The sequence below is a fragment of the Terrirubrum flagellatum genome (assembly GCF_022059845.1).
Lineage (GTDB): Bacteria > Pseudomonadota > Alphaproteobacteria > Rhizobiales > Beijerinckiaceae > Terrirubrum > Terrirubrum flagellatum.
The window spans coordinates 1,993,574-2,007,241 of sequence record NZ_CP091851.1; the positions used below are offsets into that span (position 1 = coordinate 1,993,574).

Below are 13,668 nucleotides of genomic sequence, written 5' to 3' on the forward strand. Positions count from 1 at the left end.
GCGCTCAGCGGATCGGCGGCGCGTATTGCAGTCCGCCCTTGCTCCACAGCGCGTTGACTCCCCGCGCGATCTTGAGGCGCGAGCCTGAGCCCACATTCGCCTCGAAGACCTCGCCGTAATTCCCCACTTGTTTGATGATGCGATAGGCCCAGTCGTTCGTCAGGCCAATAGTCTCACCGAACTTGCCTTCGGTTCCGAGCAGGCGCTTGATCTCGGGATTCTCCGATTTCAGCATCTCGTCCACATTCGCCTTACTCACTCCGAGCTCTTCCGCCGTCAGCATGGCGTAGTGGGTCCATTTCACAAGGTCGAACCACTGATCGTCGCCATGACGGACCGCCGGCGCCAACGGTTCTTTCGAAATGATTTCGGGCAGCACTATATGCTCTTCGGCGTTCACCAGCTTGAGACGCTGCGCATAGAGGCCCGAGGAGTCCGTCGTGTAGACGTCGCAGCGGCCGGAATCATAGGCTTTGATCGATTCATCCGTCGCGGAAAACACCACCGCCTCGTATTTCATTTTGTTCGAGCGGAAGTAGTCGGCGAGGTTGAGTTCAGTCGTGGTGCCCTGCGTGACGCAGACTGACGCTCCCTCGAGTTTCTTCGCGGAGTCGACGCCGAGCTTTTTGCGCACCATGAAGCCCTGGCCATCATAATAATTCACCGGCCCGAAATTCATGCCGAGCGCCGTGTCGCGCGTCATCGTCCAGGTCGCGGTGCTGACGAGCACGTCGACCTCGCCTGACTGGACGGCCGTAAAGCGGTCCTTCGAGGTCAGCGGCACGAACTTCACCTTGTTCGGATCGTTAAAGATCGCCGCGGAAATCGCGCGACAATAGCTGACGTCGAGGCCGGTCCAGTAACCCTTCTCGTCGGGAATGCTGAAACCGGGGACGCCCTGGCTCGACCCGCAATTCAGGCCGCCGCGCTGCTTCACCTGCGCCAGCGTCGACTGCGCGAAGGCCGGCGCCATCCCCACCAGCGCCGCAAGTCCAAAGGCCGCCAAGCCCGCGATGTTCTTTCTCCTCATGTCGGTCCCCGTTCTCCCCTCCGGGTCGACTGGCGCGGCCCCCGCCGCTTCCCAGATGACGGGCCGTGCGTTGCAAGGCCGGCGCCATCTCCCGTCGGAGAGACCCCGGGCGACCGCTCGCCCGGGGCCGGTTCGCTACTTCACCGGATCGGCGGCGCGTATTGCAATCCGCCTTTCGACCAAAGCGCGTTGATGCCGCGCGCGATCTTGAGCGCCGAGCCCGAGCCGACCGTCCGGTCGAAGGATTCGCCGTAGTTCCCCACATGCTTGATGATGCGATAGGCCCAGTCGTTGGTCAGGCCGATCGACTCGCCATATTTGCCTTCGGTGCCAAGCAGCCGCTTGATCTCGGGATTCTCCGACTTCAGCATCTGGTCGACATTGGCCTTCGTGACGCCGAGCTCCTCGGCGGTCAGCATGGCGTAATGCACCCATTTCACCAGATCGAACCACTGGTCGTCGCCATGGCGAACCGCCGGTCCGAGGGGCTCCTTCGAGATGATCTCGGGCAGCACGATGTGGTCGTTCGGATTGGTGAGCTTCAGGCGTTCGGCGTAGAGGCCCGAGGCGTCAGTAGTGAAGGCGTCGCAGCGGCCGGAGTCGTAGGCTTTCACCGTCTCGTCCGCGGCGGCGAACACCACCGGCTCATATTTCATTTTGTTGGCGCGGAAATAATCGGCGAGATTGAGTTCGGTGGTCGTGCCCTGCTGCACGCAGATCGACGCGCCCGAGAGCTCCATCGCCGACGACACGTTGAGCTTCTTGCGCACCATGAAGCCCTGGCCGTCAAAATAATTCACCGCGCCGAAATTAAATCCGAGCTGGGTGTCGCGCGACATCGACCAGGTTGTGTTGCGCACAAGCACGTCGACCTCGCCCGACTGCAACGCCGTGAAGCGATCCTTGGCGGAGAGCGGCGAGAATTTCACCTTGGTCGGATCATTGAAGATCGCCGCCGCAATGGCGCGGCAATATTCGACGTCGAGGCCGACCCAGTTTCCCTTGTCGTCGGGCATTCCGAAGCCCGCGAGACCGGTGTTGGCGCCGCAAGCCAGTTGGCCGCGCGCCTTGACCTGGTTGAGCGTCGCCTGCGCGGAGGCTGACGACGCCGCGACGACCGCGCTGAGGGCAAGCGCGGCGCCAATAAGGATGCGTTTCATCGAAAAATCTTCTCCTGTCGTAGAATGCGTCTGATTTCACGCCGCCGCGTGTAGGTCCTCCCCCTCGGGCGCGCCGATCTTGTCCATGGCCGGTCGCCCCCGCTCAGCGCCGACATTCCGGCGGTTGATGGGAGCCATAACACGCAAGAACCCCGGGATGGTCAAGAGGATCAGCCATGTCGCCGGCTCAATTGACGGGGCGTGCGCCCGCCCGCCAGATGGCCTGTGCAACCCGCCAGGCCGACTTATGCGCAAATACACGCCCAAAGAGCTCACCCGTTTCAACGATCGCACCCGCCTCGTGCTGGCGGGGCGCGATCCGTCCGACAGCTTCGGCTTCGTCAATCCGCCGATCGTGCGCGGCTCCACGGTTCTTTATCCGAACATGTCGGACTTCATGCAGCGCAAGGCGCGCTTCATGTACGGCACGCGCGGCAACCCGACGATCGAAGCGCTCGAAACGGCCGTGAACAGCCTTGAAGGCGGCGCCGGCTGCGTGCTCGTCCCGACCGGACTCATGGCCTGCACGCTGCCGCTGCTCGCATGCCTGAACGCGGGCGATCATGTGCTCATCCCCGACAGCGTCTATCGGCCGACGCGCATGTTCTGCGACAGCATGCTGAAGCGCATGGGCATCGAGAGCAGCTATTATGATCCGTTGATCGCAGGCGATGTCGCGAAACTGTTCAAGGCGAACACCAGGGCGATCTTCACGGAGTCGCCGGGCTCGCAGACTTTCGAGGTGCAGGACATTCCGGCGATCGTCGAAGCCGCGCACGCGCGCGACCTCGTCGTGCTGATGGACAACACCTGGGCCACGCCGCTCTATTTCGACGCGCACGCCTTCGGCGTCGATTATGCGATCCAGGCCGGCACGAAATATCTCGCCGGCCATTCCGACGTGCTCATCGGAACGATTTCGGCGCGCACGCCGGAGCTCTACAAAAAGCTGCGAGAGACATGGGAGCAGCTTGGCGTCCTCGTCGGCTCGGAAGACGCCTTTCTCACGCTGCGCGGCAGCCGCACGCTCCGCGTGCGCCTCGCCGAACAGGAAAAGGCCGGCCTCGAAATGGCGCAGTGGCTGCAGGCAAGGTCGGAGGTCGCCGCAGTGCACTATCCGGCGTTACCTGAAGATCCCGGCCATAAACTGTGGAAGCGCGATTTCACCGGCGCGTCGTCGTTGTTTGCGATCACGCTCAAGCCAACCTCGACCCAGAGCGTCGCGGCGATGCTGGACGGACTCGAACTCTTCGGCATGGGCGCGTCATGGGGCGGCTATGAGAGTCTCGCGCTGCCCTTCGACTGCTCGGCCTATCGCACGGCGACGAAATGGAATGCGGTTGGTCCCAACATCCGTTTCCATATCGGCCTTGAGGACGTCGAGGATCTCAAGGCCGACCTCGCCGCCGGATTTGAGAGATTGCGCGCAACCGCCTGATCGAAAAGGCGGCGTCACGCTGATGTAACAAGGCAGGCCTAGCTCTCTCCAATCCGGAGAGAGTCGATGCCGACCCGCCGTCACATCCTCGCCGGCGCGATCGCGGCCCCGGCCTTCCTTCCCCGCTTCGCGCGCGCCCAGACCGACACGCGCCCGACGTTGCGCGTCGCGGTGCAGGCGCTGTCGCCGACGCTCGAACCGCTCGAAGCGATCAACAATGTCGGCCTGCGCGCGACCTACAACATCTTCGACACGCTCTGGCGTCGCGACTTCAACGCTGAAGCGTCGCAGGGCGGCTCGCATCTGAAGCCGCATCTCGCGACTGAGTTGCGTCAGCTCGATCCGCTGACGTGGGAAATGAAGCTGCGATCTGACGTGCGCATGCATGACGGCGGCGTGATGTCGGCGGACGACGTGCTGTCGACCTTCTCGCCGGAGCGCATGTACGGCCCGGAGATTCAGGCGTTCGAGGGACGCGTGAATTTCGGCCACCTCGCCGGCGTCGAAGCGAAGTCGGCCGATACGGTCGTCATTCGCACGAAGGCGCCTGACATCGTCATGCCGCATCGTCTCGCCGGCTATGGCGGCTGGATTCATTCGGCGAAATTTTACGCCAGGGAAGGGCTCGCCGGCATGCGCGCTCATCCGGTCGGCAGCGGCCCCTATCGCGTGGACTCCTTCAAGCGTGACTATCGCGTCACGCTTGCCGCCCACGACGATTACTGGATGGGCAAACCGCCGGCGCGCGAGATCACTTTCACCGTCGTTCCCGAGGCTTCGAGCCGCGTCGCAGGCCTGATGGCGGGCGACTATGATCTCGTCACCAATCTGCTGCCGGAACAGGTCGAGGGCCTGGCGAAACATCCGGCGCTCGAAGGCGTCGATGTCAGCCTCGATTTCGCGCATGTGCTTCTCTACGACACGCGCACACCGGCGACGCGCGATCGTCGCGTGCGGCAGGGGTTGAATTACGCCGTCGATTATGACGCGCTCGGCTCATCGCTCTGGGGGCCGCGCTTCAAGCGAATGGCGGCGCTGCAGCTTCCCTCGTTCGGCGAGCTCTACGATGCGAAACGTCCCGGCTTCGCCTATGATCCCGATCGCGCCAAGCGCCTCCTCAAGGAGGGCGGTTACAATGGCGAGGAAATCGTCATCCGCATCGCCGGCGGTTATTATCTGCAGATGAATCTCGCCGTGCAGGCGATCCAGGCGATGTGGAGCGCCGTCGGCGTCCACTCGCGCCTCGAGACCATCGAGAACGCGGCGCAACTCATGCAGCCCGGCGCCGATGTCAGGCCGACCTCGATTTCATTCCGTTTTCCCGATCCGCTTGGCGGCGGGCTGCTCGTTCATCTCGCGCGCGACTACCAGTTTCAGAAAGCCGGCATGTGGACCCCTGCCCGCTTCAATGAAATCAGCGATGCGCTGAAGCTCGCCACCGATCCGGCCGAGCGCAAGCGGCTCTGGTTCGCGCTGCTCGACGAATTCGAAGCCGAAGCGCCGGCGATGATCCTCTATCCCGTCCGTGAATACTTCGCGAAGAAGCGATCGATCCGTTGGTCGCACTACCCGCTCTATTACATGGACTTCCGCAGCTCCAGCCTGGCTTTCGCCTGAGAGAGGGAGACCGATGACGCGCATTGTCGTCCTGTCCGACATCCACCTGTCGCCGACGCACGGATTCTTCTGGGACAACTGGCGCATCGCGCGTGACTTCGCGAATGCGGCGCGTCCTGACGCCATCCTCGTCAATGGCGATCTCGCCATCAATGGCCCCGACAGCGACGATGAAATGAAATTCGCCGCCGACGCGCTGCGCGGTTTGCGTGCTCCCGCGCTGGCGCTGCCCGGCAATCATGATGTTGGCGACGAGCCGCCGGGGCAGGACGCGCACCAGATCATCAATGAAGAACGCCTGGCGCGCTGGGATCGCCATGTCGGCCGCGACCGCTGGGCGCACACAGCAGGGGACTGGCGGCTGCTTGGCGTCAATGCCCAACTGTTCGGGTCGGGGCTGGCGCGCGAAACCGAGCAGAACCGCTGGCTTGACGATCAGTTGCGCATTGCCGCCGATCGGCCGATTGCGCTTGTGCTGCACAAGCCGCTCTTCCTCGAAAGCGCCGATGAGACCGGAGAATCGTCGGCCTGCCTGACGCCGGCTGCTCGGGCCCAGCTCATGTCGCGGATCAAGGACGCCAATATCAGGCTCGTGCTCAGCGGTCATCTGCATCAGCACCGCGACCGGATGATCGACGGCGTGCGCTATCTCTGGGCGCCGGCGACGGCCTTTTCAGCGGGTCATGAACTCGGCGGCGACCAGACCTGCGCGCTCATGACGCTCGATTTCGAGGGCGACAATGTGGATGTCCGTGTGGAGAGGCCCGCAGGGCTGGTCTCGCACGATCTGCGCGCGATCAAGGGGCACGGCCGCTACCAATTCCTGCGTGACATGCCGGCCTCGCCGCCGCCATCGGAAGGAATCCGCTGGCCGGCCGAGTTCGCCAGCTTCAGCGCGTAGCGGCGCGCTGCTTCTTCACGATCAGCACAACATTGCGCAGATAGATGAACGTCGACAGCGCCTGCCCGATAATGATCACGGGCTCGCGCTTCACCAGGCCGTAAACGAGCGTCATCAGGCCGCCCGCGATCGAGAGAAACCAGAAAGACATCGGGATCACGCTGTCTTTCGCGCGCTCGCTCGCGATCCACTGCACGAGAAAGCGCGCCGCAAACGTCAACTGCGCGAGCAATCCGAACAGCAGCCAGAAGTCGAGCTTAGCGATGAAGACGTCGTAGAGATAGGCGAGCAGGCTCTCGCTGAACGCCACGATCATGACGAGGCCTCCGTAGCCTTGGGAACCTTGCGTCTGCGACGGATCAGCCACCACACGCCGGCGAGATCGAGAATGCCGACCCACAGCCGATCGAAGAAGCCGTAGTTGGAGACCCCTGACATGCGCGGCCGGTCGACCACGTCGAGCAGCGCGACGCGATAGCCTTCGCGCTTCACCAGCGCCGGCATGAAGCGATGCAGCGCATCGAAATAGGGCAGCGCGAGATAGGCGTCGCGCCGGAAGAGTTTCAGGCCACAGCCCGTGTCGCGCGTATCGTCACGCAGCACGCGCGAGCGCACCGCATTGGCGACGCGCGACTGGAATTTCTTGAAGCCGGTGTCCTTGCGTCCGAGTCGCTGCCCCTGCACGAGCCCGATCTCCGGGCCGCCCTGCTCCAGCTTCTCCAGCATTGCGGGAATGAACTTGGGATCGTTCTGGCCGTCGCCGTCGAGCGTCGCGGCGACCGCGGCGCGCGCGGCGCGAACGCCGGTTCGCACAGCCGCGCTCTGGCCGCAGGACTCCGCATGGGTGAGATGACGGAACCAGGCATGCTCGGCCGCAAGCTTTTGCAGCGCTGACGTCGTGCCATCGTTCGAGCCGTCATTGACGACGATCACCTCGAACGCGCCCAACGGCAGGCAAGCGTCAGCGATCTCGGCGACGAGCGGGCCTATATTGCCCTCCTCGTTCTTCACGGGAACGACGACGCTGAGGCGAAGAGCTTGGTTCAAGAGAGGTCTGGCAGTCGGGCGATTACGGGCGCGTCGTGTCGCGCATATAGACGCCCATGTCCATCACGCGCAGGGTCTTGCGGTCGCGCTCCATGGCCCGGTTGATATTCACGCCCTCGACCCTTGTGAGGAGGAGCGGGGCTACGCCTTTATCCCTGAGGCCGGCGAGGAAGGCTGGTTCTTCCCTGACGTCGACGAAGGCGATGCGGCAGCCCTCCCCGGCCATGAAGTCCGCGCCGCCGGCGCCGTTGGTCATCTTGAGGGAGCCGTCGGTCAGGAAGACGAGGCTCGGCTCGTCATAGCCGCCGATGGTCGCATATTTGGGACTGGCGCAGCCGGCCGCGCTCGCAGCGGTTGCGAGTCGGGGGCTGAGCTGGATCGAGCGGAGCGCCGGCCAGGCGAATTGATAGACCGACCAGGACAGCGCGATGGTCGCCGCGGCCGCAATCGGCGCGACGGCAAGCCGCGCTCCGCGATTCACCGCGAATGCGGCCAGCATCGCCAGAATGATGGCGAGCGCAAACAACGGCGCGGCTGACGCCATCGGCAGGAAGCGCGTCGCGCCGCCAGACTCCAGGATGAAAACGGCGGCGATGGCGGCAGCCGCGAACAGCAGCGGCATCAGAGGCAACAGCGCGATCGCGATCTTGGCGTTCCAGCGCTCTGGCGCGAGCTGGCCTTCGGCCAGCGCCCGCGTCGACAGGATTGCGATCGCGGGCAGCAATGGCAGCACGTAATGCGGCAGCTTCGTCGGGATCGCCTCGAACATGATCCAAGCCGGGATGATCCAGGCTAGGCACAGGACGACAAGGTCTTCTCGCCGGCTGCGCCAGAACCAGGGAAGCGCGAGCAGGAACAGCGCCGAGGCAGGCCAGAAAATCGCCGGCGAGATCAGCGTGTAGACGCCGGGTGGCGCGCCATGCATCTCCTGTCCGCCCGCGACCTTGCCGAGCATGTCGTTGCGAATGGCGTCGATAAAAAAGTCGCCACCGGTCTTTGTCGCAATCAGAATGAACCAGGGCGACACGATCAGGATCGCCATGATGATGGCGCGCCAATCGACGATCGGCTTGAGCCAAGCAGCGGAGCGCTCGCGGATGGCGAGCGTCGCGGCGGCGAGTGCGAACACGCCTGCGATCACCGGCCCCTTCAGCAGCACCGAGACGCCGATCGCCGCCCAGAACAGGAACGTCTCCCAGGTCTGAATCGAAGTTGTTCGCCTCGACGTCCACAGGCGCGCGAGAATACCGAATGCGACCACGGCGGTTGCGCACATGACGCCGTCTGTCTTGGCGAGCCTCGCCTCGACGCCCATGAGGATCGTCGCGCCAAACAGCAGCGCAGCGGCGACGGCCTCGCGGCGACCCAGCATGATCAGCGCCGCCCAATAGCTCAGCAGCGTCGCCGCGATCGCGCCAGCGAGCGAAGGCAGCCGATAGAGCCAGACGCGCCGGCGGGCGTCATCAACGCCGAGTTTCTCGCCAATGCTGACGGCGGCGGCCTGCAGCCAATAGATGCCGACCGGCTTCTTGTTGCGGGCCTCATCCCGGAAGCGGATATTCACGAAGTCGCCGCTTTCCAGCATCTGCTTCGTCGCCTGGGCGAAGCGCGGCTCGTCGCGATCCATCGGCTGCATGATGAACAGGCCGGGGACGAAAGACAGAATCGCGGCGACGAGGAGGACAAGAACCGCCCGCATATGGGAGCGGGCCGCAAAGACCAACAACTGATCGGAGGCCCGCAAAAGGGCGTTCATTCGGGGCCTCTGGGAGGAAACGCTGGCAGGCCGGCTCGGCCGCGCTTGCGATGTGGCGGGGCCTTGTGGCGCCTTCGCGGCGGCGGAGCAACCGCGTCGAAACGCCCCGTCGGCAGCGGCGCGGCTCGACGGGCGTTCCTTTCCCCTGTAACTCTTCGCAGTGCAACATTACCTGCTGGCCCCGGGCGCGTATGAGTTGGGCGCGCCGCTGGGCTGTGGTGACGAGACGTCAGGAGTCCTTCAGCGATGCGCGTGACGATGATCGGGTCCGGTTATGTCGGGCTCGTTTCAGGAGCCTGTTTCGCCGATTTCGGCCATGTCGTGACCTGCGTCGACGTCAATCAGGCGAAGATCGACGCCCTGATGGCCGGCGAGATCCCGATCTTCGAGCCGGGCCTCGATGATCTCGTGGAGACGAATGTCCGGCGCAAGCGCCTGTCCTTCACCACGGACCTCACGGAAAGCATGTCGCAGACGGACGCCGTATTCATCGCGGTCGGCACCCCTTCGCGTCGCGGCGATGGGCACGCCGACTTATCCTACGTCTATGCCGCCGCCCGCGAGATCGCGCCGCTGATCAAGCGCTTCACGGTGATTGTCACCAAATCGACCGTGCCTGTCGGCACCGGCGACGAGGTCGAGCGGATCATCAAGGAGACCAATCCGGATGCAGATTTCGCGGTGGTCTCCAATCCCGAATTCCTGCGCGAAGGCGCGGCGATCAACGACTTCAAGCGCCCCGACCGCATTGTCATCGGCACAACGGAGCCACGCGCAAAAGAGGTGATGACCGAGCTCTACCGGCCGCTCTTCCTCAATCCGGCGCCGATCCTGTTCACATCGCGCCGCACGTCGGAGTTGATCAAATACGCCGCCAACGCGTTCCTTGCGGTCAAAATCACCTTCATCAACGAAATGGCTGATCTCTGCGAAGCGGTCGGCGCCGATGTGCAGGAAGTGTCGCGCGGCATCGGCCTCGATAATCGCATCGGCTCGAAGTTCCTGCATGCGGGACCGGGTTATGGCGGCTCCTGCTTTCCCAAGGACACGCTGGCGCTGATCAAGACGGCGCAGGATAACAACGCGCCGACTCGCATCGTCGAAACGGTCGCGGCCGTGAACGATCAGCGCAAGCGGGCGATGGCGCGCAAGGTTATCGCTGCCTGCAACGGCGAGGTGCGCGGCAAGACGATCGCCGTGCTCGGCCTGACCTTCAAGCCGAACACCGACGACATGCGCGATGCGCCCTCGCTGTCGATCATCACGGCGCTGCAGGACGCGGGCGCCAAGGTCGTCGGCTATGACCCCGAAGGCGTCGAGGCCGCCAAGACACTGATGCCCGACGTCAGCTATGCGCCGGACGCCTATTCCTGCGTCAAGGGCGCCAACGCGGTGGTGATCGTGACTGAATGGGACGAGTTCCGCGCGCTCGACCTCGACCGGGTCAAGGAGGAGATGAAGGAGCCTGTGATCGTCGATCTCAGGAACATCTATCGTCCTGAGGACGTGCGGCGACGCGGCTTCACCTATGGCAGCGTCGGCAGGCTATAAGCGGATCGCGAGAGGGGGCGTCGAGGCCCTGCATCACGTTTCGAGCGAGACGCCGATCGCCTGAATTCGGCCGGACCGCTCGGACAGTGCGGGAAGGACTCAGCCAGCCTTGGCGCGGGATGGGGGAATGACGGGTTTGCGCAGGCAGTCGGGATTTCTGGCGGCGGCGCTCGCCGCCCTGCCCCTGTTTGCGCGGGCACAGGAAACGCCGCCCGTCAGGCGCATCGCGCCCGATCAATTCCCCGCCTATCAGAATTCGGGAACGCCGGAACAGCCGCAACTGCCTGCAGTGGCCGCTCCGACCGACGAGCATCCCTTCGGCTCCTGCGAAAAGGACTCGCGGGAGTGGCAGAACTGCCTGCGGCTCACCGCCGAACTGACCGACAGGCTGCTCGACCGGACTACCCTTCGCATTCTTGTCGCGGCGTCGGGCGGAGAAAAATCGGCCGGCCGACAAAGAAGTTTCTCTCGCGCGCTCGACGAGGCGCAGCGTCGCTACCGCGCCCTGCGCGACTATGAGTGCGGGCAATTGCTGATCTATGCGCCGCGCGAGGAAAGAGCGACTTACGACCGGCGCATGATCTGCCTGATCAACCGCGATCGCGCCCGCATGCGCGAGCTTGAGACACGATATGGCGCGGCTGACGCTGGCGCGGATTGACGAGCGCGCGCCGGGCGTGGAACCTCCGTATTCAGAATGCATATGGAGGAGACAATGGCGCAGATCACCCGAAGAAGCCTGATGATGCTCGGCGCGCTTGGCGTCGCGCTCACTGCGGTGCCGGCCGCGTTCGCCGCGGAAAAATTGATGGTGGGCGCCTATCCCTCGAACCCGCCATGGGAGTTCAAGAACGCGCAAGGCCAGTTCGAAGGCTTCGAAGTCGACATGGTGAAGGATATCGCCAAGCGTCTCGGCATGGAGGTCGAGATTTCCGATCTCGGATTCCAGGCGCTCTTTGCAGCGACCAGCTCGAAGCGCATCGATCTCGCGATCTCGACCATCACGATCACGGGCGAGCGGTTGAAGAGCCAATCCTTCACGCAAGGCTTCTATGACAGCGACGGCGCTCTCGCGACCGCCGACGGCTCGAAGATCAAGAAGCTCGAAGACGCCAAGGGCGCAATCATCGCCGTCATGTCCTCTTCGGTTGGCGAGAAATGGGCGAAGGACAATCAGGCCAAATATGGCTTCGGCGAGATCAAGGGCTACGACACCTATCAGAACATGCTGCTCGACGTGCAGAACGGGCGCGCCGCCGCAGCCGTCAGCGATTTCGCGGGCATGTCCTACTATTTCACCAAGATGAAAGGCATGCAGATCGCCGAGCGCATTCCAGCGCCGGATGATCGCTATGGCCTGATGATGACGAAGGACCATCCGCTGCTGACGAAGGTCAACGACGCCGTTACTGCCATGAAGAAGGACGGAACGCTGGCTGCGATCCACAAGAAATGGTTCGGCGTCGATCCCGAGCCTTCATCCTCGACGGTGCAGGAACGCCCTCTGCCGAAAGCGCAATAGCGCGGCGCTCAGTTATTGGATGAAGATATCTGCGCTGGCGCATCGCCTGATGCGCCAGCGCTTTTCGTGAAGGATTCAAATGTCGTTTCTTGAGACCTTCTTCAATGGAGAGGTCTTCATCGCCACGCTGCCGCTGCTTCTCCGCGGCTTCGTGACGACGCTTATCCTTGGCGCGTGCTGCATCTTCTTCGGATCGATCTCGGGACTCGCAGCCTGCCTCGTCAGACTCTATGCGCCGCGACCGTTCCAGCTTCTGGCGATCGGCTATATCGACATCCTGCGCGCCGTTCCCGCGCTCGTCGTGCTCACCGTCATCTATTACGCCCTGCCTTTCGTTGGCGTGAGACTCTCCGGCTTCACCTCGGCTGTGCTCGGGCTTTCGCTTGTGCTCTCCGCGTTCAGTGCGGAAGTATTTCGTTCAGGAATCGAGTCCGTTCCGCGCGGCCAGTTCGAGGCGGCCGCGGCTCTTGGCCTTCATCCCATTCAGACGCTGTGGAAAGTCGTTCTGCCGCAGGCGCTGCGCGTCGCGATCGCGCCGACGACAAGCAACTGGGTGTCGGTGGTGAAGGACACGTCGCTTGCTTCCGTCGTGGCGATTCCCGAATTGCTGAAACAGGCGACGGATGCGCAGGCGCTTACCGCCAACCCGACGCCTATTTTGGTGGCGGCGCTGATCTATCTGCTGTTTCTATGGCCGCTCGTCAGATTGATCGGTCGCTTCGAAGCACGGGCAAGAGAAGGTCGCGAGAGATAGCTAGGACAGCCCCTGCCCGGCGTCCGAGCCGTGTCGCGCCTGACGGCGGCGAAGAAGCAAAATCGTCGTCAACGCCAAGCCAATAACGAGAAATGACACGGCCGTCGTCGCCGTGCCGAGCGCATAGATCTCGGGCGTGGTCACCGTCGTCGTCAGCGCCTGCAATTCCATCGGCAGCGTGTTGTATTCGCCGATCGCCTGCGAGGAGCGCGTGATCTCGTCCCATGAGAGCGTGAAGCCGAACAGGCCGATACCAATCAATGACGGCAGGATGATTGGCATCACGACATAGCGGAAGCTCTGCCATGGCGTCGCGCCGAGATCGCGCGCGGCCTCCTCATAGCGCCCGTCGAAGCGGTTGAAGATCGCGAACATGATGAGCAGGCCGAAGGGCAGCGTCCATGTCAGATGCGCGCCGAGGCCGGAGGTGTAGAGGCTCATCAAGGTCGTGTAGCCCTCTGTCAGCCAATCTGGCCCATTCGCCTTGATAACATCGTCGACAAGGCGAAACTCGAGCGCGATGCCAAGCGACGTCACGATGGACGGTACGATGAGGCTAGCGACGGCGACATAGAACAGCAGCGCCGAGCCGCGGAATCCCTTGCGGAATGCGAGACCGGCGAGCACGGACGCGACCACCGTGCCGATCATCACGATGAAGCCGAGCTTCAGCGAGCGCTTGAACGCGGCGCCGATGTCGACAATGCCGCCTCCGGCCCACAGTTTCGAGAACCAGTGCGTGGAAACGCCGTTGAGCGGAAAGGTCAACCCGCCTTCAGGTCCCTGGAACGAAAGCACGAAGATCGCGATCATCGGCCCGTAGAGAAACAGGACGAAGAGCCCGAAGAAGATGGCGAGCACATAGAACGCGCCGGATCGTCCCTCGCCCATC

The 13,668-nt window shown here is 63.5% G+C and carries 13 protein-coding genes; 7 read left to right on the forward strand and 6 right to left on the reverse strand.

Going from position 1 to position 13,668, the window contains the following annotated elements; all coding sequences use genetic code 11:
• Nucleotides 1-4 precede the first annotated feature (4 nt).
• Together L8F45_RS09710 and L8F45_RS09715 are read right to left on the reverse strand one after the other, a co-directional pair.
• Nucleotides 5-973: an amino acid ABC transporter substrate-binding protein gene (locus L8F45_RS09710; RefSeq protein WP_342363408.1), complete on the reverse strand. Its 969-nt coding sequence runs from the start codon at nt 971-973 to the stop codon at nt 5-7.
• A gap of 197 nt (nt 974-1,170) precedes the next feature.
• Nucleotides 1,171-2,190, reverse strand: coding sequence for an amino acid ABC transporter substrate-binding protein (locus L8F45_RS09715; protein WP_342362669.1), 1,020 nt, complete (start codon nt 2,188-2,190; stop codon nt 1,171-1,173).
• A 247-nt stretch (nt 2,191-2,437) separates the two neighbouring features.
• Between L8F45_RS09715 and metC the strand changes: the two genes are divergently transcribed.
• From metC to L8F45_RS09730, 3 genes are all read left to right on the forward strand, one after another.
• Nucleotides 2,438-3,628, forward strand: coding sequence for a cystathionine beta-lyase (metC, locus tag L8F45_RS09720; RefSeq protein ID WP_342362670.1), 1,191 nt, complete (start codon nt 2,438-2,440; stop codon nt 3,626-3,628).
• Between the two features lie 66 nt (nt 3,629-3,694).
• A complete protein-coding gene (locus L8F45_RS09725) occupies nt 3,695-5,245 on the forward strand; it encodes an ABC transporter substrate-binding protein (protein ID WP_342362671.1) in 1,551 nt (516 codons plus the stop codon).
• A 13-nt stretch (nt 5,246-5,258) separates the two neighbouring features.
• Entirely contained in the window at nt 5,259-6,146 is an 888-nt protein-coding gene (locus L8F45_RS09730; protein WP_342362672.1) for a metallophosphoesterase family protein, read from the forward strand.
• Here L8F45_RS09730 and L8F45_RS09735 read toward each other — a convergent pair.
• The 3 genes from L8F45_RS09735 to L8F45_RS09745 are packed head-to-tail and all read right to left on the reverse strand — an operon-like array spanning nt 6,136 to nt 8,949.
• Nucleotides 6,136-6,462: a lipid-A-disaccharide synthase N-terminal domain-containing protein gene (locus L8F45_RS09735; RefSeq protein WP_342362673.1), complete on the reverse strand. Its 327-nt coding sequence runs from the start codon at nt 6,460-6,462 to the stop codon at nt 6,136-6,138. The genes L8F45_RS09730 and L8F45_RS09735 overlap by 11 nt on opposite strands.
• Entirely contained in the window at nt 6,459-7,193 is a 735-nt protein-coding gene (locus L8F45_RS09740; protein ID WP_342362674.1) for a glycosyltransferase family 2 protein, read from the reverse strand. The genes L8F45_RS09735 and L8F45_RS09740 overlap by 4 nt, the downstream gene beginning before the upstream one ends.
• A 22-nt stretch (nt 7,194-7,215) precedes the next feature.
• The gene (locus tag L8F45_RS09745) at nt 7,216-8,949 is read right to left on the reverse strand and encodes an ArnT family glycosyltransferase (RefSeq protein ID WP_342362675.1); all 1,734 of its coding nucleotides are present in this window, start codon (nt 8,947-8,949) and stop codon (nt 7,216-7,218) included.
• Between the two features lie 246 nt (nt 8,950-9,195).
• On the opposite strand from L8F45_RS09745, the gene L8F45_RS09750 reads away from it, so the two are divergent.
• The 4 genes from L8F45_RS09750 to L8F45_RS09765 all read left to right on the forward strand — a co-directional run bounded on the left by L8F45_RS09750 (nt 9,196) and on the right by L8F45_RS09765 (nt 12,776).
• A complete protein-coding gene (locus L8F45_RS09750; protein WP_342362676.1) occupies nt 9,196-10,500 on the forward strand; it encodes a UDP-glucose dehydrogenase family protein in 1,305 nt (434 codons plus the stop codon).
• Between the two features lie 127 nt (nt 10,501-10,627).
• Nucleotides 10,628-11,161 carry a lysozyme inhibitor LprI family protein gene (locus L8F45_RS09755; RefSeq protein WP_342362677.1) on the forward strand — a complete coding sequence of 178 codons (534 nt, stop codon included), beginning with the start codon at nt 10,628-10,630 and terminating at the stop codon, nt 11,159-11,161.
• A 54-nt stretch (nt 11,162-11,215) separates the two neighbouring features.
• Complete coding sequence (locus tag L8F45_RS09760) at nt 11,216-12,022, forward strand: ABC transporter substrate-binding protein (protein ID WP_342362678.1); 807 nt, start codon at nt 11,216-11,218, stop codon at nt 12,020-12,022.
• Nucleotides 12,023-12,101: 79 nt separating this feature from the next.
• Nucleotides 12,102-12,776 carry an amino acid ABC transporter permease gene (locus tag L8F45_RS09765; RefSeq protein ID WP_342362679.1) on the forward strand — a complete coding sequence of 225 codons (675 nt, stop codon included), beginning with the start codon at nt 12,102-12,104 and terminating at the stop codon, nt 12,774-12,776.
• Here L8F45_RS09765 and L8F45_RS09770 read toward each other — a convergent pair whose 3' ends face one another.
• Nucleotides 12,777-13,667, reverse strand: coding sequence for an ABC transporter permease (locus L8F45_RS09770; RefSeq protein WP_342362680.1), 891 nt, complete (start codon nt 13,665-13,667; stop codon nt 12,777-12,779).
• Nucleotide 13,668: the final 1 nt, after the last annotated feature.